The organism is Nonlabens tegetincola, assembly GCF_002954355.1.
In the GTDB taxonomy this organism is placed as follows: domain Bacteria; phylum Bacteroidota; class Bacteroidia; order Flavobacteriales; family Flavobacteriaceae; genus Nonlabens; species Nonlabens tegetincola.
The window spans coordinates 240,246-266,249 of sequence record NZ_MQVV01000016.1 but is presented as its reverse complement, the minus strand read 5'-3'; the positions used below and the strand labels follow the sequence as shown (position 1 = coordinate 266,249).

Here is a 26,004-nt window from a genome sequence, read left to right as displayed (position 1 = left end):
AAGATAATTCTTTACCTCAAACCAAAATAAATATCTTGTTCTATATTACTTTATTTTTTTATCGAAAAGGTAAATGTAGTTCCTTCATTGACTTTTGATCTACATTTAATAACACCACCCATTTTATCTACTAAAATTTTTACAGTAGAAAGTCCTATACCATGACCTTTTTTACCTGCTCTATCGGCAGTGTTTAGTGTGGTAAATAACTCAAATATTTTATCTTTTTTGTCGTCAGGTATTCCCACGCCATTATCTTCTACACTTATCCAATAAAATTTCGGAGTCTCTTTAGTTTCAACTCTAACTTCAATAAGGTCCTTATCATTGTACTTGATACTATTTCCTATCAAATTGAGTAGAATTTGTCGTAGGGCCGAACTATCACACTTTAACTGCAAATTATTCTCAGGCATTTTAAAGTTAAAATCCTCTCGTTGCCCGATCATATCCTCTATATCCTCAAGCAAGCTATAAATATCAATCTCGTCTTGAGTATTGATAATCAACTGCTCACTTTCATAGTGATTTAATATATTTTCAATGTAATCACTCATTGAAAAAGCAGCCTCCTTCATTCCAGAAAGGTATTGAGAATCCTTATCATTCAACTTGCCATTCAATGAAGCTTTAAGCATATCACTAGTCATAATTATATTAGCCAAAGGCATTTTTAAATCATGCGATACAGTGTGTGCAAAATTTTCAAGCATTTTGTTATTTTCCTGTAATTGTCTTGCTTTTTCTTTTAATTTTAAATTAGCTCGTTTTAATTCAAATTGTCTTTGAGCAAGATCAGCAACCATTAGTAAGTTTTTACGTTGCTCATCGGTAAATTTATGAGGAACATTATCTAAAACACAAATAGTTCCATATGGCAAACCGTTCCCATCTTTTAACGGTACTCCAGCATAAAAAATGAGAGGATCTGCCGCTTTTACAAATGGATGATCTGCAAATTCTGGCTCCTTTCTTGTGTCTTCTATAAGAAATACTTCTTGATTAGAATTGATTGCATGAGAGCAAAAGCTCAGCTCTCTAGGAGAAGAATTAAGTTGTAATCCATGTTGTGATTTAAACCAAACTTCGTCTTTGTCAACAATGCTTATCAAACTTTTAGGTACATCGGTCAGTTTACAAGCTAATTCTGTAAGTTCATCAAAATCCTTTCGTTTGCTAGGATCGATGTGATACGATTTAAGCACCTCTATTCTTGCTTTCTCGTCGGTATGTAGTGGTGCTAGTGCCATTAGGTTGTTTGTTAAAAAAAACTAAGTAAAGATACAACAATAAGTTTCATTAGTTTTCTATTAACAAGAAAAGATAACCAAATATTTTGTTTGTTCTAATCGTAATAAAATTACAATTCTTTAAACACTCCTAATCCAAATAGCGCAAAATCATATTTAATAGGATCTGTTGGGTCAAATTTTCTCAACGTATTTGTGATTTCAATCACTGATTTAGCATCGTTTTGTTTACGAGTCAACAAGTTAAGCTGCCTACTTATATTCCCGGTATGAACGTCTAATGGTAAGTATAAGTCTCTCGCTTGTATTTCGTTCCAAATGCCTAAATCCACACCAGCGTTATCTTTTCTTACCATCCAGCGTAAAAACATTAAAATTCTTTTGGCTGCACTGCCTTTCATAGGGTCGCTCACGTGTTTTTGTGTTCGATTTAAATGTTCAATTTGAAAAAAATCATGTTTAAACAAAGAAATAGCTTCTAGAAGGTTGGTGGAAGATTTTAACGCTTTCGCGAAAGCGAACTCTAAACCACTGTATTCATTTTCAAAACGTTGTAAGGCTCTCAAGAAAGTCTTCAAATCTTCACTATTAAAGGTTCTATGTACAAAATTTGTAATCGATTTTAAATCTGCTTCTTCAAAGTTTTTAATGAAATCTGCCGGAGAATTATCGAGCAGTTGCATCATTTTATTTGCGTTGTTTAAAATAGACTTGCGATTTCCCCAGGCAATAGTAGCAGTTAAAAATCCTGCGATCTCAATGTCTTTTTTATCAGAGAATTGATAGGGTATTTTTATAGGATCAAGTGGTATAAAGTCAGGAACATTATATTGTTCTACTTTTTTATCTAAGAATTCTTTAAGCTCTTTTTTATTCATTTAAAAAACGTCCATCGCTCATGGTTAACTTTCTGTCAGCCAGATTTGCGAGCTCCTGATTATGTGTTACGATAACAAAGGTTTGTTGAAATTCTTCTCGTAAACTTAAAATTAATTGATGTAGATTATCAGCAGTTGATGTATCTAAATTTCCTGTGGGCTCATCGGCAAAAATAACTTCGGGACTATTCATCAATGCACGAGCAACTGCTACACGTTGCTGTTCTCCACCAGATAATTCACCAGGTTTATGATGTAGTCGATCGCTTAATTGTAAGTATTCCAATAATTCTTGAGCTCTTTTCTCGGCGGTTTTTTTGCTTGTTTTTTTGATAAATGCTGGAATACATACATTTTCGATAGCAGTAAATTCGGGTAACAATTGGTGAAATTGAAATATAAAACCTAATTGCTCATTTCTAAATTTACTCAATTGATTGCTAGATAGTTTTAGAATATCGGTGCTATTTATATGTAAAGAGGTGTTCTTATTTTTATCTGGTTGCTCTAGCGTTCCTAAAATATGTAATAAAGTGGTTTTACCAGCTCCAGAACTACCTACAACACTTACAATTTCACCTTTTTCTATAGTAAGATCAACACCCTTGAGTACTTTTAGGTCTCCAAAAGTTTTTTGAATATTTCTTGCTTCAATCATAGTACAACAAATGTAACGCTTTAAGCATTTTTGTTGATCACTTGTAGCGCTTTATTAAAGTCAAGGAAATAAGATAGCCTAACTGATATAGTGTGATTAAAATCTTCTTTTAATAAATTGTCAAAGCTTTCATTGAATCCTAATTGTGCTTGTTGTTCAACATTATTAAGCCTATTACGGTATAAAACGCTTACTTCACTACCTGGAGCAAACCTGTATCTGAAACTTAAATCTAGATTCCAAACATTAAAATCTCTATCTGGATTGTCTTCCTCGTCTAGTCTAAAGGTTGAAGGTGCGGTATCGCCACTTGCCTGTAGTTCTTGTAAGTCTTCGGCAAAATCTGATCGTTGCCAAAAGTTTCTGAATGTTAGATTTAATGCCAATCGATTGCTCAGATTTAAATTACCGGTAAGCGTATTTTCTACGCTGTGGTCATATCGTCTACTAAAAATACTGCGTGTACTGTTACCATCATTTAAAAGTGTAACATAACTTAAACGGCCATCATTTTTAAACCAATTTATCCTATAAACCAGTAAAAATTTATCAGAAAATCTATAACGAGGAGAAATAGAAAAATCGTAACTAAGCTGCTCGTCATTCAAACGCTCATTAATTCCTGCATTGGCATCAATTGCCAGCTTTTTACGATAATCGCTAGAAATAAAACCACCCATAAAAAAACGAGCTGGATAGTTGGTAAACAATCCATCAATTCTACTTTCAAAAAGATCCTTACTTTCTGTAGCGTAGGTGAAATTTGCTCCAAATGCAAAACGCTCTTTAGTAAAGAAAAATGGATTGATATTAAATCTACTACCTGTATGAATTCCTGGGTTATAGGCTCTATTGTGATCTATGTCTAGTTCAATATTCCAATTATTAAAAATACCTTGAGGTAAGAATCTATTATATTCTAACTCAAATGAGAAATTATTATAGTTGTTTCTAAATTGTTGTCCGAGGTCATTTGGATCAAATGTAGTATCAGCAAAATAATGTTCAATTCTAGGTCTCCAATTTCCTGTAATTTTTTGAACAACAGCGCTGGTTGAAAATCCCGTAGAAGTATCGTCGCTTAAAAAACGATTGGTCATGCGTGCACGACCAAAATAACGTACGGTATTTTGATTATTGTTATGAGTTACTTCAATAGCTGTGGCATTAGCATCAGTAAAACTACCATCTCGCAATGTAGATGCATTAGTAAGTGAAACTGCGCTATTATTTCCATAGGTTTGATCAAGAACCAGTACATTGTAGTTCACCAGTGGTTCAGTTCTTACTTCTCTTATATCACCTGAATTAGAATCTTCAATGATAGCATCAGTTGGTCCAGTAACAGCATTAAGTACACCTATACCTAGTCCTTTTGAAGTTCGACCAGAAACTTTTATTGCATTTAATAGATCGGCAGATCTTGGATTTTCTATTACTGTTTCACCTTGTTCAAGTCCCAAATTACCTCTTTGCGTAGGACGTTGTCCTATACGGCGTGAAAAGAAAATATCTCCTTTTCTAAAAAGTTCTGTTCCTTCAATAAAAAATTGTCTGTTTTCTCCAAAAACTTGTTCAAACGGTCCTAAATTCAAAACTACTCTATCAAATGCAGCCTGACCAAAGTCTGGTATTAATGTAGCATCTAGGGTAAAAGCATCATTAATTCCATACTTTATATCCATACCAGCGTTGAAGACAGTTTCTGACTGAAGCTTGTTCCAGTCGCTTTGGGTACTTACAAAAGGGTATAAGTTTAATCGTAATGGTGGATCAATATCTTCAATACCAGTAAGTAACGCGTCGTATTGATTTACGTTTCCTTCAGTAATATTAATAGGATTGTAACTGTAGTCCTCGTTCAAATGCCTAATTCTTCTAAAAATATTGAAACTCCAATCTTGAACATTTACTTCAGGAAACCTTAAGGTGCGGTAAGGTATTTTCATTTCAACATACCAGCCATTATCATCAATACTGGTTTCACTTAAAAAAACAACATTAAAGCTAAAATCTTCTCCACCATTTGTTGATCTAGCATCACCTAGCGCATTGGCACTGGTAGCATAAAATCTAGTTTGATCAATACCGTTATTGTAAGTATTTATCCAAATAGAAAATAAGTCTGCCTGAACATTTATTTGATCTCTCTGGGAAAATTGTCTCAATATTTCCTCAGGATTCTCGTCATACATAAAACCAGCCACATAAACCGCTTCATCGTCATAGGCAATTTTAAATTCGGTACGATAATTTTGTCTTTCAGGCTGTAGATTTACAGGTTCCACCATAACAAAATTAGCTCCGGTAGTCACGCCTTCCCATTGTTTTTCAAACGGTTTACCGTCAATTTTAGGAGCATCATATATACGTGTTGCTCGGTACTTTTTACGAGGAATTTCTAATGTATCTAGGGTTTCTTGTGAGTACGCTTTCGCGAAAGCGGAACTTACAAAAACTATTATAATAGTAAAAAAGAGGTGTTTTTTCATGTCTAATCGCAAAACTAGTCGCAGAATCCATTAATTATTTTAAAGACTTGTTAATATGCAGCTATATATAAGGATTGTGAGTAACTTGCTGTAAAAAAAATGGAGGAAGCGATTTTTGCAGGTGGTTGTTTTTGGTGTACTGAAGCGGTATTCCAAAAATTAAAAGGAGTAGAGAAGGTGGTATCTGGATTTTGTGGCGGTCATATAAAAAATCCACCGTATAGGGAAGTAGTTCAAGGTCGCACAGGCCATGCAGAATCTATACTTGTAAGCTATGACCCAGATACAATTGATTACTTAACGTTATTGAAAATACACATGGCAACTCATGATCCTACAACATTAAACAGACAAGGTTATGATGTAGGTGAACATTACAGGAGCGCTGTATTTTACCTGGATGAAAATCAAAAACAAATCGCCGAAAACTATATAGAACAATTGAATAATGATGGAACTTACCCAGATCCCATAGTGACAAAAGTTGAACCGGCAACCGATTTTTATCCAGCCGAGGATTATCACCAGGATTATTATAAAAACAATAGGGAACAAGGTTACTGTCAAGTCATAATAGATCCCAAAATAAGAAAATTAAAAAACCAATATAGCACCCTACTAGCCGATGAAAATAATTGATGAATTTAAAGAGTTTGCCATTAAAGGCAACATGGTCGATATGGCCGTGGGAATTATAATAGGAACTGCCTTTAATAATGTAGTTCAAACCCTAGTTAAAAAGGTTGCATTGCCACCACTAGCTTATTTGACTGATGGGTTGAATTTCGAGGATAAAAAATACGTGTTAAAAGCTGCAGCTACTAACGGAGCTGGCAAGGAAACTAGTGAAATAGCTATCTACTACGGCGAACTATTTGAAGTGTGTATTGATTTTTTGGTAATTGGTATTACTGTGTTTTTTGTTATTAAAATGTTGAATAAACTTAGAAACAAGTCGCACAACCCTGAAGAAAAACAAGTATCAACTCCTAAAAATATTGAACTTCTTAATGATCTTAAACTTTTGATGAAGGAGCAAAACGAATTGCTAAAGAATAAACAATAAAAAACGGGCCTAGAGCCCGTTTTTTTATTTCTTACTACTTATTTAATTACTTCATCGTCTTCCAGAAGATCAGTTGTTTTCTTTTTCTTAATTGATTTACTGCGCAATTTGAAATTAAGAAACTCAACAAACATGGAAAAGAAAATGGCAAAGTATAAATATCCTTTAGGAATTACTCCACTCTCATTACCAAACACGACAAGATCGGCCATATGAGCACCTTCTGCAATAAGCATAAATCCTATCAGTAATAAAAATGCCAGACCTAGCACTTGAACCGATGGATGCTTGTTTACAAATTTACCTACTGGATGTGCAAACAGAAGCATTATAATTACTGAAAGCACAACGGCAATTATCATAAGAATTAAAGCTCCATCGGGATCGTCACTTAATCCACTAGTCATTCCTACTGCGGTCAGAATACTATCAAATGAGAAAACGATATTAATCATTGTAATCTCAAAGATTACTTTACTTAAAGTATCAGTTCTTTTCTTTTTAAGCTCACGTTGATCGTGTCCTATGTCTTCTACTTTTTCATAAATTTCTTGTGTGGCTTTGTATAAAAGGAAAACACCACCAGCAAATAAAATTAGAGACTGTCCAGTAACGGATCCTGATATCCAGCCATAATCAAAGGTAAACCAGCTACTTTGTAATGAAATAAGAATACTTATTCCAAAAAGTAATACGATACGTAAAGCCATGGCAAGGATTAATCCAATATTGGTTGCCTTTTTACGTTTGTCGTCTGGTAGTTTTTCAGAAGCTAGTGAGATGAAAATGATATTATCAATTCCTAGAACTATTTCAAGAAAGGTTAAGGTTAATAATGCCATCCAGGCATCGGCAGATTGGAAGATCTCAAACATGATGGGTTTTATTTGATTTTAGTTGCTGTTCCTGAATATACTTGTTCACGACCAGATTGTTTAAATTCAAAGGTATAAGAATCTTTTGATGTGTTCAATATTTTAAAAAGATAAGCTCGAGAATCGGCGTTTGAATCTGGATTAATAGGAATTATACGCCATTCACAATCATTTATCCATTCAACGCGAGAACTGTCTATTTCATTTTCAAATTTTTCAATTTGCAAATTTCCGATTCTGGTGAATTCAGTTTTAAATTTTTTTCCACCAGATTCTTGTTCCCAAATGAAGGTACCTTCTTTAAATGATTCACAGTTTACTTGATTTTGATAACAAGCTGAAAAAAGTAAGAGAAGAGGAATGTAATAAATGAGTTTTTTCATAATTCAAAAATACTACCCAGTTATCTTAAAAAAATCTTAGGGTTCGTAACTCTCAAAACTTCCATCAGAAAAAAGCAAAATTACCTTTTGTATATTTTTCCCTAATTTTTGTGAATTGACGTGAGATGGTAAAGGACTTATTTCATTCTTTTCTTCATCCTTTGGAACAGATTGTTCTTTTACTACGTCCTGATCAAAAAGAGAATTATTAATAATAGGAGCAGAGGTTGATTTGATCTCTTTGGAAGCTTTGGCTTTCTGTCCATTCATCAACCAGTATAAATCCACATCGGGAAATTCTTTCATTACGTTTAGGATGAAATCCAAACTAGGTTTGTTTCTTCCAGATAATATATGCGAGATACTGCTACGACCTACATTGATTTTCTCTGCAAAAGTTGAAGCTGTAAGATCATTTTTTTCAATAATCTCTTTAATTCTTTCAGCAATATTTGTCGGGTCACTCATTTGTTACAATTGTAAACAATCTTGTATAAGATTTATATTATACAAATGTAAACAAAAGAAATTAATTATCACATCCTATTAAAATCATAAGCCAAATATTAAATTAAAACTTTAGATAAATATACATAAAAACTAGTAAACAATAATATAAATATATTTAAAATCATTTTAACGAAAAATAGAAGCAATGACACATCAAAAAATGCCTATTAGTTTACAAATGTAAAAGACAATCAGATTTTACCTGTTTACAATTGTGTAATTACATTGTTTACAAATGTAAAGATGTCTGTTTTTACTTATGTAAACTGTTTGATGCTTACTTTTGATATAATCTTTAAAAGCTGTATACATTGTTAACTAGATATTATAAATATGAATTGTTTCAACAAGAACTGGATCGTATTGTGCGTAAAGAATCTTCTCCCTTTTCTTTAAAAACCATTGGATATTCTGTACTTAAAAAACCTATTTATTTACTTCAAGCTGGGTCAGGTTCCATTAAGGTTTTTATGTGGTCTCAAATGCATGGTAATGAATCTACAACCACAAGAGCCTTGTTGGATTTGATAGATCAGGATGATTTTAAACCATTGTTGGATAAAATAGAATTGTATATTATTCCTATTTTGAATCCAGATGGTGCTGAAAATTGGACAAGAGAAAATGCCAATAAAGTTGATTTAAATAGAAATGCTGTTTTAAAGGATCAACCAGAAACCATGATTTTCTTTGAACAACTTGAGCTTATAAAACCCGATATGTGCTTTAATTTACACGGGCAGCGCACCATATTTGGTACAGAAGATGGCAGTAAACCATGTCAATTATCTTTTTTGGCACCTGCCTCGAATGATGAAAAGTCGTTTAATCCAGCTAGGCTAAAAGCTGTAAAAGTTATTAATTCTATTTATTCTCAACTACAACCAGATTTAAATACCGCCATCTGCAGATATTCTGATGATTTTAATGAAAATTGTTTTGGCGATTATTTAACGTCAAGAAATATTCCTACCGTGCTTTTTGAGGCCGGTCATGCCGGATTAGATTATCATAGAGATGAGATAACCAGTATTATTAAGAATGCCATACTTACAGCTTTACAATCACTGTATGAAAAAGAATATGCATCATATAATCAACTAGTTGAATCATATTTGTCTATCCCTCAAATTTCTAAAACCTTTTGTGATATTGTATTACGCTATGAACAAGACGATAAAACAGTATTTACATCCTTAATGTATAAAGAGGTTTTGGAAGAAGGTCAACTAATTCTCTCGCCGCGAGTTAATGATATCAATCCAGAAACGGTGCGCAATGCACATAGGATAATGGATGTGGATGGTCAACTTCCTGAAGATTTGAAGATTGACGAGAATAATATTGTTAAATCTGAAGTTTTAGGTATTAAAAATTTGATAATTATTTAACAAAAACTCCATTTTGAAAGAATATTTGTATTGTTTCTATTAATTTTGCCTGAAAAGAATAACGTTAGACTAATAAAATGGCTAAAATAGACGAAATAGACAAGCAAATCCTTGATGTTTTAATTGAAAACACTAGAACTCCATTTACGGATATAGCAAAAAGATTAAACATATCAGCTGGAACCGTACATGTAAGAGTAAAGAAAATGGAAGAATCGGGTATTATAAAGGGTTCTTCTTTAACTGTTGATTACCATCAGCTAGGTTACACCTTTATCGCTTATATAGGAGTTTATTTGGAAAAAACGAGCCTTACACAATTTGTGTTGAGTAGGATAAAGGAGATTCCTTTTGTTACCGTAGCACATATTACTACAGGAAAATTTAATATTTTCTGTAAAATAAGAGCCAAAGATACTACCCATGCAAAACGTATCATATTTCAACTAGATGACATAGATGGGGTGAGTCGCACTGAAACTATGATAAGTCTAGAGGAAAGTATTAATGATAAAAAGCGTTTGCTACACAAAGTTTTTCAAGATTTATAATTAGATTTTTACTTATTATGCTTTCGCGAAAGCGTAATTAACATAAATTAATGTAAATCAATATATTTTAAGAGTCTGCTAAAGCAATTTTAGCAGGCTCTTAGTGTAAATAACCATGTGCTATTGTCAACTTTGTAACAACTAAAAAAACAAAAAAAAAATGAAGAAAGTTGCAATTTTGGCCACAGATGGCTTTGAAGAAGTAGAATTAACTAGTCCTAAACAAGCTCTTGAAAATGCAGGTGTACAAGTAGACATTGTAAGTCCTAAATCAGGAGAGATTAAAGCATGGGCAGATGGTAATTGGTCTGAGAGTTATAAGGTTGACAAAACTCTATCAGAAATAAATGCGAGTGATTATCATTCACTCATGTTACCTGGTGGTGTTATAAATCCAGATCAGTTGAGAATGAATGAAGACGCTATAAAATTTATTCAGACATTTTTTGAACAAAAGAAACCAGTAAGTGCAATTTGTCATGGTGTACAACCGTTAATTGATGCAGGAGTGGTAAATGGAAGAAAATTGACAAGCTATCCATCATTGCGCAAAGATTTAGAAAATGCAGGGGCAAACTGGGTAGATGAAGAGGTTGTAGTAGATGAAGGATTTACGACCAGTAGAACTCCAGATGATCTTGACGCTTTTAATGACAAATTAGTCGAAGAGGTAATGGAAGGTAAGCATGAAGAGCAACATGCCTAATCACTTTACCTTATTGAAATAAAAAATCCCGCAACTGCGGGATTTTTTTTATGTTTGATTACTATTGATTAAGCATTACTGGCATAACCAGCATGGTTACTTGTTCACCGTCATCCAGTCCGTCTAATGGTGTTAAAATACCTGCTCGATTAGGTAAGCTCATTTCGAGAGATACTTCATCACAGTTTAGATTATTAAGCATTTCTATTAAAAATCTACTGTTGAATCCTATTTGCATATCATCGCCTTGGTAATCACAAGTAAGGCGCTCATCGGCTTTATTTGAGAAATCGAGATCTTCGGCACTTATATTAAGTTCGGCACCAGCCATTTTAAGTCTAATTTGGTGCGTTGTTTTGTTGGAAAATATACTTACACGTCTTACAGAGTTCAAGAATTGAGTTCTTGATATAGTTAAACGATTAGGGTTTTCTTTAGGGATAACAGCTTCGTAATTTGGGTATTTACCATCTATTAATCGACAAATGACTGTAGTATTTTCAAAGCTAAACTGTGCGTTACTGTCATTGTATTCAATATCCACTTCAGATTCATTACCCATTAACATCGACTTTAAAAGATTCAATGGTTTCTTAGGCATTATAAATTCTGCTGTTTGATCAGCTTTTAGATCTTCTCTTCTATAACGTACAAGTTTGTGAGCATCAGTAGCTACAAATGTCAAGCTTTCATTGTTGAATTGAAAGAACACACCACTCATCACAGGTCTCAAATCGTCGTTTCCCGTTGCAAATAATGTTTTGTTTATTGCAGTGGCTAGTGTATCGCCCATAACGACAGTTTTAGAAGGGTCTTCTAATGAAACAGCTTTAGGGAATTCATCGGCGCTAGCACAGGCTATTTCAGACTTTCCTTTGTCATGGCTGATAGTCATTTTTTGATCTTCTGCATGAAAGGTTAAGGGTTGTTCAGGAAAGGTTTTAAGAGTATCTAAAACTAGCTTAGCTGGAAGTGCAGTATTACCATCTTCTCCACTTTCTACTTCTAAATTAGTAATTATGGTAGTTTCCATATCACTAGCTGATACTTTTAGGGTGTTACCAGAAAGCTCAAACAGGAAATTATCTAATATGGGTAGTGTATTATTATTGTTTATAACACCGCCTATTAATTGAAGGTTTTTTTGCAAATAGGAACTAGAAACAATGAATTTCATATTTATTTGTGATTAAATCGTGATAAGATTACTCTTATTTTGTTATATAAATATTAAGGACTATTTAAAATAATGTAATTAATACATTAAATTGCGAACTTAATATAAGAAACAACTAAGTTACAATTAATAACCCAATTATGTTTTCTTAAATTATCAACAAATATCAAAAATCAAATGAAAAAAATCTCCTTTTTACTTTTCATAGCTTGCATATCACAAGTAATGATAGCACAAACACCAGAACAGCGTGCTCAAATTACTAAAGATTATGATAAACAAGCTATTAATCAATTGTATACAGAACTTTTACAAAAAGAGCAGCAAGCGCAACAACGTGTTGAGCAATACCTTGTTGAGCATAATGTAAAGCAAATAGAAACTACTGAAGACGGTAATGTTAGAATGATAACTGATGTTGTTGAGGGAATTCCGGTTTACACGATTACCGAGAATTTCACTGGAGCTCGAGCGATGGGTGCTGAAAAGCTGTATAATGGAGGTTCATTGGGGCTTAATATTGAAGGTCAAGGAATGTTAGCTGGTGTGTGGGATGGTGGATATACACGCCAAACACACGTAGATCTTATTAACAGAGTAACATATGGGGAGCCTAACAAATCTTTAAGCGATCATGCTACACACGTAGGTGGAACGATAATTAGTTCTGGTGATAATAGTATAGCCAGGAGAGGAGTTGCTCCGCAAGGTAGTATTGTATCCTATCGATTTGATTCTGATACAAATGAAATGTTACAACAAGCTTTATCTGGAATGCTAGTTTCTAATCATAGCTATGGTTTAGATTCTTCATCTTCTACACCAATCTCGGTTTATGGTAAATATGACAATTTTGCTAGATCCTTTGATTTGTTATGTTTTCTCAATGAATATTATTTACCGGTAGTAAGCGCTGGTAATGATAGGAATAGTGGACTAAATTTTAATGACAACGGTTATGATTTGTTGACAGATAGATCACTAGCTAAAAACGTTTTGACGGTAGGAGCTGTCAATACAATTGTAACATATAACGGTCCTAGTTCTGTCCAAATGAGTAATTTTAGCACGTGGGGTCCTGCTGATGATGGTCGAATTAAACCAGATATCGTAGCCAAAGGGGTTAGTGTAAATAGCACAACGGCTAACAGCGACACGAGCTACGGAGTTAGACAAGGTACCTCAATGTCTGCGCCTATGGTAACTGGTGGTATTCTTCTATTACAGCAATTGTACAATCAGCAAAACACTTCTTTTATGAAGTCGGCAACTGTTAAGGCTTTAGTTCTGAATACCGCTTTAGAGGCAGGTAATGATCCTGGTCCAGATTATAGATTCGGTTGGGGACATATGAGTGTTGAAAATGCGGCGAATGCTATTCTTAATGCTAATGGAGATTCTGATATCAAAGAATTGAATTTAGCAAATGGAGGAACTTATACCTCTTCTGTAACTTCAAACAATGGTCCTTTAAAAGTAGCTATTTCATGGACAGACGCAGCAGGTACTGAAAATAACGGTCCAGAAGATGACTCGACGCCAGCTCTTGTTTACGATTTAGATTTAAAGTTGACTGATAGTAACGGTAATGATTTCTTTCCTTGGAAATTAGATCCTTCTATTCCTTTTGCTGCAGCCACTAAAGGAATAAACAATGTAGATAATGTTGAAATAGTTGAAATAGATGTACCTAACGGGACTTATACGATAACAGTTAATCATAAAAATAACTTACCTACTAATGGGTTAGATTTTTCAATGGTTATTACTGGAGCCGATACAGGTACTTTATCTTCATCTCAAGTAGCAGGAACAGAATTCCAAATCTATCCAAATCCGGCGACATCATCTATAACAATCTTAGCCTCTTCATTTAATGACAGTAAGAAAGCTGTTGTAGATATGTATGATATGCTAGGGCAGAGAGTTTTTAGTAAAAACTACAACGTAAATGGTTCATTAGATGAAACCATCGATATATCTAATTTAAATAGCGGTATTTATATCGTTAGAGTAAGTAATGGTTCATCTATTACTTCTCAAAAGTTAGTTATAGAATAATGGCTACCCATCTTTTAGGAATAAAAAAAAGCTGACTATCATAGTCAGCTTTTTTATGGTATATATTTTACAGTGAGACCTCAGAATTTGAGAACTCCTGAAGACTATTGATCAATCGTTCTCTAACTATATTCATCATTCTTTTATTTAAGGCACTACTATTTGTGATGTAGGTTTTATATTCTTCAGTTGTAAATTGACCTATAATGATACCTTTTAATGAGTTTCTAAATTTTTGATCTTTATTTACCGCATTTTCAATATAATCAATACGTTTAGGTACATCAAGCCCATAGAATACGTTTTTATGTTTTTTGACATAATTTTTAAAAACAAGTATCAATAGGTCATGTTGTAGTTTAGAAATTGGTCGTAATGTTTTGTTTTGAAAATACTCATCTGCACTCATTCCTTCCGTAATTTTTGCATTGGGTATTTCTGGTCTTAAAGCAACCAAATATGCGTCTCTTGTTTTCATAAGTGTAGTTTTGTTTAAAATTAGACGATAATCTAAATGAATGCTTATAAGTTTTAAGGTTGTTTTCCATTGTTTGTCAACAGCTTCTTTTTTACTCAGGTTAACTGTAAGAATTTTATCTTTACATCTTGTATGAAACAATATATACTGGTTCTATTGCCTCTTCCATTAAGTCGCATTTTTACCTATGAGGTAAGCTCTGATGCCTTTCATTTAGCGCAAATTGGAATACGAGTGGCGGTACCTTTTGGAAAGAATAAAATACAAACCGGTATCGTTGTTGGTTATACTGATGATGTCCCAACGGAATATGAGGTGAAATCTATTGAGTTTTTCTTAGATGAAGAACCTATCATTACGATTGAACAATTAAAATTATGGAAGTGGATTTCCCAGTATTACATGTGTAGTATGGGGCAAGTAATGAAAGCAGCATTACCCAAATCCTTTCTGCTTGAATCTGAAACCACCTTGGTTTTAAAGGAGGATTCTATCTATTCTCAAGAAGATCTTACTGATAATGAGTTTTTAATCGTTGAGGCCCTGGAGAACAAGGCAGTTCTTAAAATAGAAGATATTATGAGCATTACAGAACGTAAAACTGTGATGCCTATCATCAATAATTTGATCGCAAAGGATATTCTAACCTTAAAGGAGGAAGTAAGAGAAAGATATAAGCCTAAGACCGAAAATTTTGTACGACTTCACGAAAATTATGCTAATGATAATGATTTAAGAACCCTTTTAAATACTCTAGAAAGAGCTCCAAAGCAAAAAGATGTTATACTAGCCTTGTTTACGCTTAGGGCTAAATATGGTGACTTTATAAAAAGAAGTGTTTTAATAGAACGCTCACAATCATCTAGTAATACCATCAAAGCCTTATTGGATAAAGAAATTCTTGTACAAGAAGCATTTAGAATTGATAGGGTTAAGTCAAATAAAGAAAAGGGTAGTGAACTAAAAACTTTAAACACAGATCAACAAAAAGCTATAGATAATATTAAGTTAGGATTTGAGAATTCTAAACCCGTTTTATTACACGGTGTAACTTCAAGTGGTAAGACCGAAGTTTATGTACGCCTAATACTTGAAGAATTAGAAAAAGGAAATCAAGTACTTTATTTGCTACCTGAAATCGCTTTAACCACTCAATTAATTTCTAGATTACAAAATTACTTTAAACATAAAGTACTCGTTTATCATTCTAGGTATACTACTAACGAGAGACTAGAAACCTGGAATCATATTCTAGCTTCAAAAGAACCCTACGTGATAATAGGTGCACGTAGTGCTGTATTACTACCATTTTCTAAATTAGGCCTGATCATAGTGGATGAAGAGCATGAATCAAGTTTTAAACAATTTGATCCTGCACCTAGATATAATGCGCGAGATACTGCAATCGTTCTGGGTCAACTTTTTAATTCTAGAATCCTATTAGGAAGCGCTACACCATCATTAGAAAGTTATTATAATGTAAAAAGCTCAAAATATCATTTAGCCGAGTTAAAAAGAAGGTTTAATAATGTTTTAATGCCAGAAATCAATATGGTGGATCTCAAACAGAAACACCGTAAAAAGAAAATGAAAGGACATTTTTCAGACACCTTGATAACGGCCATTCAAGAGTGCTTTGAAAATCAAGAACAAGTAATTTTATTTCAAAATAGGAGAGGATATTCACCCTTTATGGAATGCAATACATGTGGGCATTCTCCTCAATGCCCTAGGTGTGATGTTTCTCTTACTTATCATAAATATAAAGGACAGTTAAGGTGTCATTACTGTGGATTTCATACTGCAGCACCTACTCAATGTGCCTCATGTACGAGTAATGATTTATCAACAAAAGGATTAGGGACAGAACAAGTTGAACAAGAATTTAAAGAATTGTTTCCTAATCATAGTATCTTAAGAATGGATTTAGATACTACTCGAGGAAAAAACAGTTATCAAACCATAATAAATCAAGTAGAAAATCAAGAGGTTGACTGTCTAGTAGGAACACAAATGCTCACTAAGGGATTGGATTTTAGAAATGTAGCGCTAGTTGGTGTTCTTAATGCAGATAGTATGCTTAATTTCCCTGACTTTAGATCTCATGAACGTTGTTTTCAATTACTCACTCAAGTAGCAGGACGCAGTGGTCGTACTAATAAGCGAGGTAAAGTATTAATTCAAAGCTATTCACCAGATCATCAAATTTTACAACAGGTAAGTGTTTATGACTATCATACAATGTACAAACAACAAGTAGAGGATAGGTATCAGTTTAAATATCCGCCGTACTATCGTATGATAAAAATAACTTTTAAAGCCAAAGATATTACTAGAGTGCAAGAGGCTGCTAATTGGTTTCACAAAGGTCTGCAACCTTTAGAAAGTGTAGCTCAATTGTTAGGTCCAGAATTTCCTGCTGTTGCCAGGATAAGAAATCAATATTTGATGAATATTTTTCTCAAGGCCGATAAAAAACACAGTATTGCTTCTATTAAAAATCATATCAATAAAGTCAAATCCAGTTTTGAAACCATAGCTCCATATAGATCAGTGAGGTGTGTGATAGATGTAGACCCTTATTAAAAAATGGAGTTCTATTACGCTTTCGCGAAAGCGTAAACTAAAAAAGCACCTCAAATGAGATGCTTCTTTATCCTAATTGAACCTACTATTTAAAATTGAGACAACGCCTCAACTAATTCTGATTTCCTGTTGCGGGAAAGAGGTAACACATCGGTTCCTAATTCAACCGCTTTGGAATTGAACTTTTCTACTTTTCTAAGATTTATAATGTAAGACTTGTGAATTCTCATAAAATCTTCTTCTGGAAGAAGGTTTTCAAAAGACTTCATTGTCGAGAGTACGACAAGATTATCTTCCTCGGTAATCAACTTTACGTAATCTCCAAGAGCTTGTATGTATCGTAGCTCTTTAAGGTACACTTTACGTTTTTTAAGATTGCTTTTAACAAAGATGAATTCTCCACGATCTTCAATCATTTCGTTTTTCACCTTGTGTGCTAATAGTGCACGTTCTACAGCATATAAAAACCTATCCTTTTTTATTGGTTTCTGTAAGTAATCGATTGCCGCATAATCAAATGCTTTAAAGGCATACTTAGTTTGACCAGTTACAAAAATAATTCCCGGTTTTTCTGCGATATCATCTAATAAATCAAATCCTGTAAGTATGGGCATTTCGATGTCTAAAAATATGAGATCAACGGATTGATTCTCTAGAGCAGATTTAGTCTCGACTGCATTACTAAACTCACCTACTAATCTAAGGTTAGGGTGACCTTCTATTAATTTGACGATTGAAAGTCGTTGGATACTTGAATCATCCACAACAAAACAATTAAGCACTGCGTTACTCATACTTATTACTTTTGATTTCTTGGACAATTCTACACACTTTTCTGATGAAATGCAAAAAAAAGTACATTTTATCGAATAAATTTGATGTTTAAACGAATTGCTTCTTAAAAACTTGACTTCTAAATCATTGTTAATCAGTTGTTAATGATAACATTGTTAATAAAATTTTGTTTAAACTTTTATTTTTAAGCATTTACATAATTATAATCAATTGTTAACTTTTTAAAGCAGGAATAAAAACAAGTTGTATAAATATTATTAAAGGTGTACTTTTGCAGCCGTTTAAATACAATTAATATGAATCAATACGAAACTGTTTTCATTTTGAATCCCGTTTTATCTGAAGATCAGGTAAAGGAAGCAGTAAAGAAATACGAAGATTTCCTTACTAGCCGTGGAGCAAAAATGGTATCAAAAGAAGATTGGGGACTAAAAAAATTAGCTTACCCAATCCAAAACAAGAAAAGTGGATTTTATTCTCTTTTTGAATTCCAAGTTGAAGGTGAGGTAATCAACGATTTTGAAGTTGAATTCCGTCGTGATGAGCGCGTTATGCGTTATCTAACTGTGAAACTTGATAAGTATGCTATCGAGTGGGCAGAGAAAAGAAGAAGTAGAATGTCTAAAAAACAAAAAGCTTAATCATGGCAACATTACAACAACAAGCTAAAGGTAAAAAAGATGGTGACATCCGTTACTTGTCTCCTCTTAATATAGAAACTCAATCTAGAAAAAAATACTGTCGTTTTAAGCGTAGCGGTATTAAATACATAGATTACAAAGATGCTGATTTTTTACTTTCATTTGTAAACGAACAAGGTAAGTTATTACCTAGACGTCTTACAGGAACTTCTTTAAAGTATCAGCGTAAAGTGGCAGTTGCAGTAAAAAGAGCTCGTCACCTTGCATTAATGCCTTACGTAGGAGATTTACTTAAATAATTAATCAGTTTAACAATATGGAACTTATATTAAAGAAAGACGTAGAACATTTAGGTTTTACAGATGACGTAGTGACTGTTAAGCCTGGTTATGGTCGCAATTACCTTATCCCAAATGGACTTGCGGTAATGGCTACAGCTAGTGCAAAGAAGCAATTAGCAGAAACTCTTAAACAAAGAGCTCACAAAGAAGCAAACAATATCAAGAACGCACAATCACAAGCTGATAAATTAAACGCTCTTGAATTGAGTATCCCGGCTAAAACTGGTGATGGTGATAAATTATTCGGTTCTGTAACTACTGCAGATGTTTCAGACTATCTTGCTAAAGAAGGTATAGAAATCGATAAGAAATTCATCTCTATTGCAGGTGGTAGTATCAAAAGATTAGGCCCATACGAGGCAACTGTACGTTTCCACAGAGAAGTACAGTCTAACTTTAGTTTTAACGTAGTTGAAGCAAAGTAATCTTTCAAATTAATAACATAAAAGCCGTTTCAATTTATTGAAACGGCTTTTTTAATAAGTCTTTTTATGAAATACCGTAGACTCACAAAAGAACAGTTGGAAGAAATGCACGAGGAATTTATTAATTTTCTTGCTGCTCAGTCCATTGATAAAAAAGAATGGGATGATATAAAAAATACCCAGCCTCATGTTGCAGAACAAGAGATTGATGTGTTTTCTGATCTAGTTTGGGAAGGTGTATTAAATAAAGCAGAATACCTAGAACACATATCGGCCCAATCAATGAATCTTTTTCACACAGGCGAAAAGGAAATGAGTCTTATATCTATCATTATAGGTAATAAAGAAATTGACATTACCACTACCGAAGGATATAAATGGTTGCAAGATAATTTACTGGATGAATCAGTTAAACTATTCACTGCTACAAAAGCTTACGGAGAATTTCCAAATGAGGATAAATTTAAAATTATTGAATCTGGAGCAGTAATAACCAAAGGACAATTATATCAGTACTTTGAAAATCTCGTTGAATTAGGTAATTAAAGTTTTATACCGAACCTGCTAAGCATTTTCTTTTCAAACCACCAGAAAAATTCAAATTGACCAAAAAGCCATCCCATGGCTACTAATAATATTTGGTAGATAGGAAAAATGATGAGCAGTCTGACAGGCCAGTATATCCATTTGGATAATTGATCTAATCCAATATAATGCAATAATGGACTTGAAAGTCTCGCAGATAAGGATCCTGTAATTGCAAAAACAATAAATATCGCTACCATGCGGTATTTTTTTGTTATACCCCATTTGTCATACAATTTTCCAAAAAAGTACAAGCACAATCTGTAAAACAAATAGGCAAGTATTAAGGTAACACAACAGACAAATACAAATTCATAAATAGCATCTTCAAATATATTTGGTATCAAATTTATAGCTACAAAGTATCCACTAAATAATAATCCAACTACACCTAATACGATATAAATAAGTTGCCAATTTTTCTCTATATCCCAATTGCTTTTTATTCTATTCATGGGAGCAAAGTTAAGGCTTACATCAATTTTTGATTATACTTTTTTTCAAAGAATAGGAAGTAGTTATATAGCAACCAATTTACTTCATACCCATAATCAATTTTACTTTCATAGTCGATTCTCCATACGTACAGGTTAGGATCAAATCTTGTCGGATTAAGAACTCTTAAATTATATTCCCTTACTTTAAATTGATTAGTAATTTCCATTGAGGATTGGGTGTAATATCCTCTTTGTGGTTGTGTACCCAGCCATCCATAAAATCCTGGTTCAATAATTATTATTTCATAGTCCAGGCTATCATTGGCAATACGTATGGTATCGTTAGTAATAACATTTTTATTATTCTTTACGTGATTTGATTCTTTTAAAGCACTACAAGATATAAGAATTGCTATTAGCCCTAGTGTTGTTATAATATTTTTCATGGTAATAATTTTAAACAAAAATGATAGAAACTATATAGCTATTAAAGTACCATTTAGTAAAGACTGCATTTTATTGAGTAAAAAAGCCCTACTTATAAAAGTAGGGCTTAATTATGAGAAATAGTTAGGGATTTATTTTCCAAATAGTCCACCTAGAAGTCCACCTAGACCACCTTTTTTCTTATTGCCACCTAGCACCATTCCGGCCACATCGTCAACAATGCTTCCATCGCCATCACTGTCTAATAAAGTTTCAATAAATGATTGATCATGTGATCCAGATTGTCCCAAAACAGATCCTAGTAAATCACCTATACCATTCGATTGCGTTTGAGAAGTCTGTTTTTGCTTACCTAGCATACCCATTAAAATAGGAGCTGCAATTTTTATAATTTTACTTACCGACTGCATGTCCATCCCACTAGATTGTGATAATGCAGATTCAATTCTAAGTTGTTTAGCACCTAGAACATGTCCCAATATTCCAGCACCGTCATTCTCTAACTCGTCTGGAGAACCTGGACCATCACCAAAAATTCCTCCTAGCATATCGAGAACACCGCCAGAGCTATGTTTAGGATTTTCTAGCGCATTATTTAAAGCAGCTGCCCCTTCAGGAGTACTTGCATTACGTTGCATCGCGCCCAGTATTAAAGGCATAGCCTGTGAAAGTACATTGGCAGTTTTATCTGCTGGTTGTCCTGTTTTTTGAGATGCGCCTTGTATCAAAGTCTGACCTAGGTCAGATTGTAAAAGATCTAAAATTGAAGCCATTGTTTATTAATTTGATTTGTTTTTAAAATTATGATTTATGGTGATAGGAATTCAAAAATATTAATTGTTAAAAAATTAGTAGATTAAAGGTGTAAAAATACGATTAAAAGACTGTTTTTATTGATTCGCTTTCGCGAAAGCGTAAAAATGATTCACCTTTTACTGTTAACTAAAAGTGTAAACTTGATTAAAAATCTATTAGTTATGTAATTCTATCGACTTATTTTTACTGAAATAGAAGAATTAAAATATGGGAACATTTATAATAGAAGGAGGACACCAATTAAAAGGAGACATACAACCGCAAGGAGCCAAAAATGAAGCACTTCAAATTTTATGTGCTGTATTGCTTACTGATGAACCTGTACGTATTGATAATGTTCCTGATATTATTGATGTAAATAAATTAATAGCTCTATTAAATAATCTAGGTGTAAAAGTCACAAAAAACAGTTCAGACTCCTATACCTTTCAAGCCGATGAAATCAATTTAGATTTTCTTCAATCTGAAGATTATAAAATTCAAGGAAGAGGATTAAGAGGTTCCATTATGCTAGTAGGTCCATTGCTCGCTAGATTTGGTAAAGGATACATTCCTAGACCAGGTGGTGATAAGATAGGTAGACGTAGATTAGATACTCATTTTGAGGGTTTTATAAAACTGGGGGCTACTTTTAGATACAATAAAGAAGAATACTTTTATGGGGTTGAGGCCGAAGAGTTGCACGGGACGTATATGTTATTAGATGAGGCATCGGTGACTGGAACTGCAAACATTGTCATGGCAGCCGTACTAGCTAAAGGTGTCACAACTATTTACAACGCGGCTTGCGAGCCTTACTTACAGCAATTATGTAACATGCTTGTGCGCATGGGCGCCAAAATAGATGGGATAGGATCCAATCTATTAAAAATTACGGGAGTTGAAAAATTAGGAGGAACTAAACATCGAATCCTACCTGATATGATAGAAATTGGCAGTTGGATAGGTCTTGCTGCCATGACAAAAAGTGAAATTACTATCAAAAATGTAGCTTATGATGAGCTGGGAATAATTCCAGATACTTTTAGAAAATTAGGTATAACGATAAATAGAGTAGGAGATGATATTCATATTCCTGCCCATGAGAATGGTTATGAAATTCAAAACTATATAGATGGTAGTATCTTAACTATTTCTGATGCTCCATGGCCAGGTTTTACCCCAGATTTATTGAGTATTGTTCTTGTAGTAGCCACGCAAGCTCGCGGTAGTGTTCTTATTCATCAAAAAATGTTTGAAAGTAGACTTTTCTTTACAGACAAATTAATCGACATGGGAGCAAAAATAATTCTTTGCGATCCTCATAGAGCGAGTGTGATAGGTCATGATTTTAAGTCCTCTTTAAAAGCAACAACAATGACAAGTCCAGATATTAGGGCTGGGATATCTTTATTAATCGCCGCACTAAGTGCCAAAGGAACTAGTACTATCCATAACATTGAACAGATTGATCGTGGATATCAAAATATTGACTCTAGACTTAAAGCTATTGGAGCTAAAATTGAACGCGTTGGTTCTCAATTTTAAAACTAATTAACTTTATTAACGTAAAGTGTTGGTGATTAAAAGACTAAAAACCTTACCTTTAAAAAAGGCAAGGTTTTTGGTATTTAATTGTTATGAGAAGATTCCTATTTTTATTGTTATTAGTCGCGGTTCCTTATGTACTAAATGCACAGGAATTACCGGAGTCGACTAATAAAAAAATTAAACCTGTTCCAGAAACGGAATCAGGAGGAAGTTTGTTATTTCCAGAAAATGAGGAGTCTACTGTATTGAAAAGACCTAAAAAGGAACCCAAAATTAATCTGAGACAGGAAACAGACCTTACTAATCCAGGTATTAAATTTAAAGAGAAGACAAAGCTTAAACAGGATGCACCCATGGGACCTGGTTTTGTAAGCGACACCTTTCTAGGGGAAATAAGAACTGGGGAAACCATTATAAAATTGATGTGTAGAGATCATGGTTATCAAGATGGCGATCTAGTACGTATATGGGTAGATGATAAGGTGGTAATTGAGAAGATTTATTTAAAATATGCTTACCAAGGTGTACGAATTCCGCTTAAGCAAGGATTTAATAAAATAGAAATAGAAGCTCTTAATCAAGGTGAGTCAGGTCCTAATACGGCAGAGTTTGTAGTGATGAACGATAAAGGTGAGGTTATTCAAAAAAATGAATGGAATCTTGCTTCTGGTGTTAAAGCTTTGCTTGTTGTTCTAAAAGAATAGTTTCCAGACGATCAGTTACATCAATTACCTTTTGATTTTTAACATCATTTAATTGAAATGGGCCTATTTGTGTGCGTACAAGTCTTAAAACAGGAAAACCTACCTTGCTACACATTTTTCTTACCTGTCTAAACTTTCCTTCGTTTAATGTGATAGAAATCCAACTTGTAGGACCGTGTTTTTCGTCTCTAATATAGGTATGAGTTAAATTGTAATCTGGTTCTTGGCTTAAAGCAGCTTCACATGGATTTGTGGTATAAGGTTTACCGTTTACGGTAATAACTACACCATGTTTTAATTGTTCTATTACGGATTGAGTTATCTTCCCATCTACTTGAGCGTGATAGGTTTTTGACCATAGTTTTGATCTGTTGATAATATCACTTGTTTTGCCACAAGTGGTTAGTAAAAGTAAACCTTCAGTCTTTTCATCTAGTCTACCTATTGCCATTATGTTATTGGGAAACGAGCCCAACTCTTTTAAAAACCTTTTTCTTTTTTGTTTTCCATCATTAGTGAGAAATTGACTCACCATGCGGAACGGTTTATAAACTAAAAAATGTTGAGCATCCATAATAATGTAGATGCACAAAGATATCTGATCTAAGTAAAATTTAGGAATTTGATAGTTTCCTATTTCGAAAAATAGGAAAATAACTTCTAGCTTCTATAGATTTTTTTCTTAGATAGTTTAATTGTCTTGAAAGTCCAAGATTACAAGTATTGTAGCGACTTAATAGTTCTTGTTTTTCCTTTTCCATAACGCAACATTTTACTAGAATAAAAGTAAAATAGTTCTAGCGTAACCCATTAAATTTAATGAGAATAATTAGTTAACTATTTGTAAAATTTACAATTCTAAGAATAGGTTTCACCATGTTGTGAAGCGTCTAGTCCTCTCTTTTCTTGATCTTCTCTCACTCTTAATGGGATTATTTTATTTACTATCCAATATAATATCCAGCTGCCAGCAAACGTAAATATAGAAACGCCTACAAGAGATATCATATGCCATGTAAAAGTAGTTGTCTCTCCATAAATCAGCCCAACTTCTTTGGCAAAAACAGCTGTAAGGATCATTCCTACAACACCACCTACACCATGAGAAGGAAAAACGTCTAGCGTATCATCAAGATTGGTTTTGTTTTTAAATCTAATAGCCCAATTACTTATTAGTGCTGCGATAAATCCTATAAAAATAGACTGACTAAGTGATACAAATCCAGCTGCTGGAGTTATGGCTACTAATCCTACTATAGCTCCAATACAAGCATTTAAAGCACTCATCTTGCGGCCAGAAAATCTGTCATAAAAAACCCAAGTAATCATAGCGGTGGCACTTGCAAGATTTGTATTTGCAAATGATATTACCGTATCCATATTTACACCTAGAGCAGATCCTGCGTTAAAACCAAACCAGCCAAACCATAATAAAGCTGTTCCTAAAATGATGTAAGCCGTGTTAGTAGTCTCGTGTGTAATCTTTTTACGTTTACCTAAGAAAACTGCACCAGCAAGTGCAGCAAATCCAGCGCTCATATGAACGACTGTCCCGCCTGCAAAATCTAGTACACCTAGATTTCTTAACAATCCATCCGGATGCCAAGTCATGTGAGCTAATGGGGTATAGATAAATAAGATGAACAGAACAATATAAAGGATGTAAGATCTAAATCTTATTCTACCAGCAAAACTACCAGTAATAAGAGCAGGAGTGATAATGGCAAATTTTAATTGAAAAAAGGCAAATAACAAAAAGGGAATAGTAGTACCAAAATTTGGATTAGGTGATAGAGTTACATTTTTAAAATTGAAATAAGTCATTGGGTTACCTATTATTCCTCCTATACTATCACCAAAGGCTAGGCTGAATCCAACCATCACCCAAAGAACACTTACAATACCTAAGGCAATAAAACTTTGCAACATCGTGGAAATCACATTTTTCTTGTTAACCATTCCACCGTAGAAAAAAGCTAGTCCAGGGGTCATAAGTAATACAAACGCACTAGCAACTAACATCCATGCAGTATCACCCGTATCAATTTGAGTATTTAATTCTCCTATCTCATAAGGTTCTCCCAAAATAAGTGAGATAATAATAAGTACAAGTAAAACGATAAAGTTCCATTTTTTTCCCATTCTTAAAACGTATTGAATTAAGGTTTTAAAATTAGGAGTACTTCAAATTAGATTAATAGATAATAAAGAAAATTTCAAT

The 26,004-nt window shown here is 33.5% G+C and carries 28 protein-coding genes; 13 read left to right on the top strand and 15 right to left on the bottom strand.

The window, feature by feature from the left end; translation table 11 throughout:
- Window positions 1-50 precede the first annotated feature (50 nt).
- The 4 genes from BST93_RS10665 to BST93_RS10650 form a co-directional block, all read right to left on the bottom strand.
- Window positions 51-1,250: a sensor histidine kinase gene (locus BST93_RS10665; protein ID WP_105019160.1), complete on the bottom strand. Its 1,200-nt coding sequence runs from the start codon at window positions 1,248-1,250 to the stop codon at window positions 51-53.
- 110 nt (window positions 1,251-1,360) lie between these two features.
- Complete coding sequence (locus tag BST93_RS10660; protein ID WP_105019159.1) at window positions 1,361-2,128, bottom strand: TIGR02757 family protein; 768 nt, start codon at window positions 2,126-2,128, stop codon at window positions 1,361-1,363.
- Entirely contained in the window at window positions 2,121-2,786 is a 666-nt protein-coding gene (locus tag BST93_RS10655; RefSeq protein WP_105019158.1) for an ABC transporter ATP-binding protein, read from the bottom strand. Before BST93_RS10655 ends, BST93_RS10660 begins: the two co-directional genes overlap by 8 nt.
- A 20-nt stretch (window positions 2,787-2,806) precedes the next feature.
- Window positions 2,807-5,278: a DUF5916 domain-containing protein gene (locus BST93_RS10650; RefSeq protein ID WP_105019157.1), complete on the bottom strand. Its 2,472-nt coding sequence runs from the start codon at window positions 5,276-5,278 to the stop codon at window positions 2,807-2,809.
- Between the two features lie 99 nt (window positions 5,279-5,377).
- Here BST93_RS10650 and msrA point away from each other — a divergent pair, with 99 nt between their 5' ends.
- Together msrA and mscL are read left to right on the top strand one after the other, a co-directional pair.
- On the top strand, window positions 5,378-5,917 hold the full coding sequence (gene msrA / locus BST93_RS10645; protein WP_105019156.1) for a peptide-methionine (S)-S-oxide reductase MsrA: 540 nt from the start codon (window positions 5,378-5,380) through the stop codon (window positions 5,915-5,917).
- Window positions 5,904-6,344 (top strand): large conductance mechanosensitive channel protein MscL, encoded by a 441-nt coding sequence (gene mscL, locus BST93_RS10640; RefSeq protein ID WP_060524872.1) that lies wholly within the window; start codon window positions 5,904-5,906, stop codon window positions 6,342-6,344. Before msrA ends, mscL begins: the two co-directional genes overlap by 14 nt.
- A gap of 38 nt (window positions 6,345-6,382) precedes the next feature.
- On the opposite strand, the gene BST93_RS10635 is transcribed toward mscL, so the two are convergent.
- Genes BST93_RS10635 through BST93_RS10625 form a run of 3 tightly spaced genes read right to left on the bottom strand, consistent with a single transcriptional unit; the run spans window position 6,383 to window position 8,070 of the window.
- Window positions 6,383-7,219: a TerC family protein gene (locus BST93_RS10635; RefSeq protein WP_105019155.1), complete on the bottom strand. Its 837-nt coding sequence runs from the start codon at window positions 7,217-7,219 to the stop codon at window positions 6,383-6,385.
- Between the two features lie 8 nt (window positions 7,220-7,227).
- The gene (locus BST93_RS10630; protein WP_105019154.1) at window positions 7,228-7,602 is read right to left on the bottom strand and encodes a DNA topoisomerase IV; all 375 of its coding nucleotides are present in this window, start codon (window positions 7,600-7,602) and stop codon (window positions 7,228-7,230) included.
- Window positions 7,603-7,638: 36 nt separating this feature from the next.
- The gene (locus BST93_RS10625; protein ID WP_105019153.1) at window positions 7,639-8,070 is read right to left on the bottom strand and encodes a helix-turn-helix domain-containing protein; all 432 of its coding nucleotides are present in this window, start codon (window positions 8,068-8,070) and stop codon (window positions 7,639-7,641) included.
- 353 nt (window positions 8,071-8,423) lie between these two features.
- Between BST93_RS10625 and BST93_RS10620 the strand changes: the two genes are divergently transcribed.
- From BST93_RS10620 to BST93_RS10610, 3 genes are all read left to right on the top strand, one after another.
- On the top strand, window positions 8,424-9,503 hold the full coding sequence (locus tag BST93_RS10620; RefSeq protein ID WP_181072606.1) for a M14 family zinc carboxypeptidase: 1,080 nt from the start codon (window positions 8,424-8,426) through the stop codon (window positions 9,501-9,503).
- 77 nt (window positions 9,504-9,580) lie between these two features.
- Window positions 9,581-10,054, top strand: coding sequence for an Lrp/AsnC family transcriptional regulator (locus BST93_RS10615; RefSeq protein WP_042279275.1), 474 nt, complete (start codon window positions 9,581-9,583; stop codon window positions 10,052-10,054).
- A 160-nt stretch (window positions 10,055-10,214) separates the two neighbouring features.
- Window positions 10,215-10,760 (top strand): type 1 glutamine amidotransferase domain-containing protein, encoded by a 546-nt coding sequence (locus BST93_RS10610; RefSeq protein WP_105019151.1) that lies wholly within the window; start codon window positions 10,215-10,217, stop codon window positions 10,758-10,760.
- A gap of 61 nt (window positions 10,761-10,821) precedes the next feature.
- On the opposite strand, the gene dnaN is transcribed toward BST93_RS10610, so the two are convergent.
- On the bottom strand, window positions 10,822-11,937 hold the full coding sequence (gene dnaN / locus BST93_RS10605; protein WP_060524879.1) for a DNA polymerase III subunit beta: 1,116 nt from the start codon (window positions 11,935-11,937) through the stop codon (window positions 10,822-10,824).
- Window positions 11,938-12,114: 177 nt separating this feature from the next.
- Between dnaN and BST93_RS10600 the strand changes: the two genes are divergently transcribed.
- A complete protein-coding gene (locus tag BST93_RS10600; protein ID WP_105019150.1) occupies window positions 12,115-13,998 on the top strand; it encodes a S8 family serine peptidase in 1,884 nt (627 codons plus the stop codon).
- Between the two features lie 67 nt (window positions 13,999-14,065).
- Here BST93_RS10600 and BST93_RS10595 read toward each other — a convergent pair whose 3' ends face one another.
- Window positions 14,066-14,476 (bottom strand): hypothetical protein, encoded by a 411-nt coding sequence (locus tag BST93_RS10595; protein WP_042279269.1) that lies wholly within the window; start codon window positions 14,474-14,476, stop codon window positions 14,066-14,068.
- A gap of 132 nt (window positions 14,477-14,608) precedes the next feature.
- On the opposite strand from BST93_RS10595, the gene priA reads away from it, so the two are divergent.
- Complete coding sequence (gene priA, locus BST93_RS10590) at window positions 14,609-17,062, top strand: replication restart helicase PriA (protein WP_105019149.1); 2,454 nt, start codon at window positions 14,609-14,611, stop codon at window positions 17,060-17,062.
- Window positions 17,063-17,151: 89 nt separating this feature from the next.
- Here the strand turns inward: priA and BST93_RS10585 are convergent, their stop codons facing one another.
- Window positions 17,152-17,856, bottom strand: coding sequence for a LytR/AlgR family response regulator transcription factor (locus BST93_RS10585; protein WP_042279474.1), 705 nt, complete (start codon window positions 17,854-17,856; stop codon window positions 17,152-17,154).
- Window positions 17,857-18,153: 297 nt separating this feature from the next.
- Between BST93_RS10585 and rpsF the strand changes: the two genes are divergently transcribed.
- The 4 genes from rpsF to BST93_RS10565 all read left to right on the top strand — a co-directional run bounded on the left by rpsF (window position 18,154) and on the right by BST93_RS10565 (window position 19,810).
- Complete coding sequence (rpsF, locus tag BST93_RS10580) at window positions 18,154-18,498, top strand: 30S ribosomal protein S6 (protein ID WP_042279266.1); 345 nt, start codon at window positions 18,154-18,156, stop codon at window positions 18,496-18,498.
- Window positions 18,499-18,500: 2 nt separating this feature from the next.
- Window positions 18,501-18,797: a 30S ribosomal protein S18 gene (gene rpsR / locus BST93_RS10575; RefSeq protein WP_042279264.1), complete on the top strand. Its 297-nt coding sequence runs from the start codon at window positions 18,501-18,503 to the stop codon at window positions 18,795-18,797.
- 17 nt (window positions 18,798-18,814) lie between these two features.
- Window positions 18,815-19,264 carry a 50S ribosomal protein L9 gene (rplI, locus tag BST93_RS10570; RefSeq protein WP_042279262.1) on the top strand — a complete coding sequence of 150 codons (450 nt, stop codon included), beginning with the start codon at window positions 18,815-18,817 and terminating at the stop codon, window positions 19,262-19,264.
- A 66-nt stretch (window positions 19,265-19,330) separates the two neighbouring features.
- A complete protein-coding gene (locus BST93_RS10565) occupies window positions 19,331-19,810 on the top strand; it encodes a DUF6495 family protein (RefSeq protein WP_042279260.1) in 480 nt (159 codons plus the stop codon).
- On the opposite strand, the gene BST93_RS10560 is transcribed toward BST93_RS10565, so the two are convergent.
- The 3 genes from BST93_RS10560 to BST93_RS10550 all read right to left on the bottom strand — a co-directional run bounded on the left by BST93_RS10560 (window position 19,807) and on the right by BST93_RS10550 (window position 21,506).
- Window positions 19,807-20,304, bottom strand: coding sequence for a DUF6787 family protein (locus BST93_RS10560; protein WP_105019148.1), 498 nt, complete (start codon window positions 20,302-20,304; stop codon window positions 19,807-19,809). The two genes, BST93_RS10565 and BST93_RS10560, sit on opposite strands and share 4 nt — an antisense overlap.
- A gap of 17 nt (window positions 20,305-20,321) precedes the next feature.
- A complete protein-coding gene (locus BST93_RS10555; protein WP_105019147.1) occupies window positions 20,322-20,732 on the bottom strand; it encodes a DUF6146 family protein in 411 nt (136 codons plus the stop codon).
- A gap of 132 nt (window positions 20,733-20,864) precedes the next feature.
- Window positions 20,865-21,506 (bottom strand): DUF937 domain-containing protein, encoded by a 642-nt coding sequence (locus BST93_RS10550; protein WP_105019146.1) that lies wholly within the window; start codon window positions 21,504-21,506, stop codon window positions 20,865-20,867.
- Between the two features lie 250 nt (window positions 21,507-21,756).
- On the opposite strand from BST93_RS10550, the gene murA reads away from it, so the two are divergent.
- Together murA and BST93_RS10540 are read left to right on the top strand one after the other, a co-directional pair.
- Window positions 21,757-23,076, top strand: a complete 1,320-nt coding sequence (gene murA, locus BST93_RS10545) for a UDP-N-acetylglucosamine 1-carboxyvinyltransferase (RefSeq protein WP_105019145.1) — start codon at window positions 21,757-21,759, stop codon at window positions 23,074-23,076.
- A 92-nt stretch (window positions 23,077-23,168) separates the two neighbouring features.
- Window positions 23,169-23,783, top strand: a complete 615-nt coding sequence (locus BST93_RS10540) for a hypothetical protein (protein ID WP_052510373.1) — start codon at window positions 23,169-23,171, stop codon at window positions 23,781-23,783.
- On the opposite strand, the gene BST93_RS10535 is transcribed toward BST93_RS10540, so the two are convergent.
- The gene (locus BST93_RS10535; RefSeq protein ID WP_105019144.1) at window positions 23,752-24,357 is read right to left on the bottom strand and encodes a pseudouridine synthase; all 606 of its coding nucleotides are present in this window, start codon (window positions 24,355-24,357) and stop codon (window positions 23,752-23,754) included. The two genes, BST93_RS10540 and BST93_RS10535, sit on opposite strands and share 32 nt — an antisense overlap.
- A gap of 284 nt (window positions 24,358-24,641) precedes the next feature.
- Complete coding sequence (locus tag BST93_RS10530; protein ID WP_105019143.1) at window positions 24,642-25,925, bottom strand: ammonium transporter; 1,284 nt, start codon at window positions 25,923-25,925, stop codon at window positions 24,642-24,644.
- Window positions 25,926-26,004: the final 79 nt, after the last annotated feature.

What these genes read in the sequence shown, in the direction of transcription:
- BST93_RS10665 (WP_105019160.1), bottom strand. Translation starts at nt 1,250, where the DNA reads ATGGCACTAGCACCACTACATACCGACGAGAAAGCAAGAATAGAGGTG.
- BST93_RS10660 (WP_105019159.1), bottom strand. Translation starts at nt 2,128, where the DNA reads ATGAATAAAAAAGAGCTTAAAGAATTCTTAGATAAAAAAGTAGAACAA.
- BST93_RS10655 (WP_105019158.1), bottom strand. Translation starts at nt 2,786, where the DNA reads ATGATTGAAGCAAGAAATATTCAAAAAACTTTTGGAGACCTAAAAGTA.
- BST93_RS10650 (WP_105019157.1), bottom strand. Translation starts at nt 5,278, where the DNA reads ATGAAAAAACACCTCTTTTTTACTATTATAATAGTTTTTGTAAGTTCC.
- msrA (WP_105019156.1), top strand. Translation starts at nt 5,378, where the DNA reads ATGGAGGAAGCGATTTTTGCAGGTGGTTGTTTTTGGTGTACTGAAGCG.
- mscL (WP_060524872.1), top strand. Translation starts at nt 5,904, where the DNA reads ATGAAAATAATTGATGAATTTAAAGAGTTTGCCATTAAAGGCAACATG.
- BST93_RS10635 (WP_105019155.1), bottom strand. Translation starts at nt 7,219, where the DNA reads ATGTTTGAGATCTTCCAATCTGCCGATGCCTGGATGGCATTATTAACC.
- BST93_RS10630 (WP_105019154.1), bottom strand. Translation starts at nt 7,602, where the DNA reads ATGAAAAAACTCATTTATTACATTCCTCTTCTCTTACTTTTTTCAGCT.
- BST93_RS10625 (WP_105019153.1), bottom strand. Translation starts at nt 8,070, where the DNA reads ATGAGTGACCCGACAAATATTGCTGAAAGAATTAAAGAGATTATTGAA.
- BST93_RS10615 (WP_042279275.1), top strand. Translation starts at nt 9,581, where the DNA reads ATGGCTAAAATAGACGAAATAGACAAGCAAATCCTTGATGTTTTAATT.
- BST93_RS10610 (WP_105019151.1), top strand. Translation starts at nt 10,215, where the DNA reads ATGAAGAAAGTTGCAATTTTGGCCACAGATGGCTTTGAAGAAGTAGAA.
- dnaN (WP_060524879.1), bottom strand. Translation starts at nt 11,937, where the DNA reads ATGAAATTCATTGTTTCTAGTTCCTATTTGCAAAAAAACCTTCAATTA.
- BST93_RS10600 (WP_105019150.1), top strand. Translation starts at nt 12,115, where the DNA reads ATGAAAAAAATCTCCTTTTTACTTTTCATAGCTTGCATATCACAAGTA.
- BST93_RS10595 (WP_042279269.1), bottom strand. Translation starts at nt 14,476, where the DNA reads ATGAAAACAAGAGACGCATATTTGGTTGCTTTAAGACCAGAAATACCC.
- priA (WP_105019149.1), top strand. Translation starts at nt 14,609, where the DNA reads ATGAAACAATATATACTGGTTCTATTGCCTCTTCCATTAAGTCGCATT.
- BST93_RS10585 (WP_042279474.1), bottom strand. Translation starts at nt 17,856, where the DNA reads ATGAGTAACGCAGTGCTTAATTGTTTTGTTGTGGATGATTCAAGTATC.
- rpsF (WP_042279266.1), top strand. Translation starts at nt 18,154, where the DNA reads ATGAATCAATACGAAACTGTTTTCATTTTGAATCCCGTTTTATCTGAA.
- rpsR (WP_042279264.1), top strand. Translation starts at nt 18,501, where the DNA reads ATGGCAACATTACAACAACAAGCTAAAGGTAAAAAAGATGGTGACATC.
- rplI (WP_042279262.1), top strand. Translation starts at nt 18,815, where the DNA reads ATGGAACTTATATTAAAGAAAGACGTAGAACATTTAGGTTTTACAGAT.
- BST93_RS10565 (WP_042279260.1), top strand. Translation starts at nt 19,331, where the DNA reads ATGAAATACCGTAGACTCACAAAAGAACAGTTGGAAGAAATGCACGAG.
- BST93_RS10560 (WP_105019148.1), bottom strand. Translation starts at nt 20,304, where the DNA reads ATGAATAGAATAAAAAGCAATTGGGATATAGAGAAAAATTGGCAACTT.
- BST93_RS10555 (WP_105019147.1), bottom strand. Translation starts at nt 20,732, where the DNA reads ATGAAAAATATTATAACAACACTAGGGCTAATAGCAATTCTTATATCT.
- BST93_RS10550 (WP_105019146.1), bottom strand. Translation starts at nt 21,506, where the DNA reads ATGGCTTCAATTTTAGATCTTTTACAATCTGACCTAGGTCAGACTTTG.
- murA (WP_105019145.1), top strand. Translation starts at nt 21,757, where the DNA reads ATGGGAACATTTATAATAGAAGGAGGACACCAATTAAAAGGAGACATA.
- BST93_RS10540 (WP_052510373.1), top strand. Translation starts at nt 23,169, where the DNA reads ATGAGAAGATTCCTATTTTTATTGTTATTAGTCGCGGTTCCTTATGTA.
- BST93_RS10535 (WP_105019144.1), bottom strand. Translation starts at nt 24,357, where the DNA reads ATGGATGCTCAACATTTTTTAGTTTATAAACCGTTCCGCATGGTGAGT.
- BST93_RS10530 (WP_105019143.1), bottom strand. Translation starts at nt 25,925, where the DNA reads ATGGGAAAAAAATGGAACTTTATCGTTTTACTTGTACTTATTATTATC.